Raw genomic sequence first — 729 nt, 5'->3', positions numbered from 1 at the left:
CCATCAATCTTTCTATATCCGTCGGTGTATTCGGTACCTTTGGGATCAACAAACAAAATCAAGTATCGTTTCCCTTTTTGTGCCCAAAAAATAAAATCAGGTTTGAAATTGGCTATACTATTTTCCTTAGGGTTGTAATAAGGAATCAATACCTCATCCAAAGTTTGATCAAGTTTTGAAAACATCCACCAATCAAACTGTGTAAATACATTATCGGGTTTGGCAAGATATTCCTCCAATAGCTCAATAAATTTTACTTCGCTCTGAACATTAATAATATGATTGATGTAATCAATTCTTTCCTGATCAGAAAGAATAACAGGCAAATAATAATGATTAGCTAAATACTTGATTTTGATTTTTTGGTTATTCATTTCAAAATTTCCAACATCTTCAAGCATTGCAATCTGCTTTTCAAATTCTTTTCTTGGTATTTCCCCATATTGCTTATCTAATTCTTTTTGTCTCTCAGGATAGTGTATAATTTCCTCTATCTTTCGCTTGATTTCCCCGTATTTTTCGTCGTTTCGAAACCTAACCTTCTTAAAATGTATGATTTCATTTTCTAACTCCTTAAATCTATCAAACTCTTTACTTTTCACACCAAGATAGTCAAAAATACGATTAAGAATCAACTCCGGTTCAAAAAGAGACTTCCTCTCGCCAAAATCATAGTATCGATCTTTTTTCGCAAAACTTTCCTTTGCTTTTTTCAAAACTTTTACTTCA

Annotated in this window: 1 protein-coding gene; it reads right to left on the bottom strand. The window is 31.8% G+C overall.

The features are described 5' to 3' along the window. On the bottom strand, nucleotides 1-729 hold a 729-nt coding region (locus N2692_03115; GenBank protein MCX8016256.1), incomplete at both ends, for a restriction endonuclease subunit R.

The sequence above is a fragment of the Patescibacteria group bacterium genome, assembly GCA_026415775.1.
Taxonomy (GTDB): domain Bacteria; phylum Patescibacteriota; class Minisyncoccia; order UBA6257; family JAAZHW01; genus SKW32.
The sequence above is the reverse complement of the archived record's forward strand: the minus strand, read 5'-3'. Positions and strand labels throughout refer to the sequence as shown.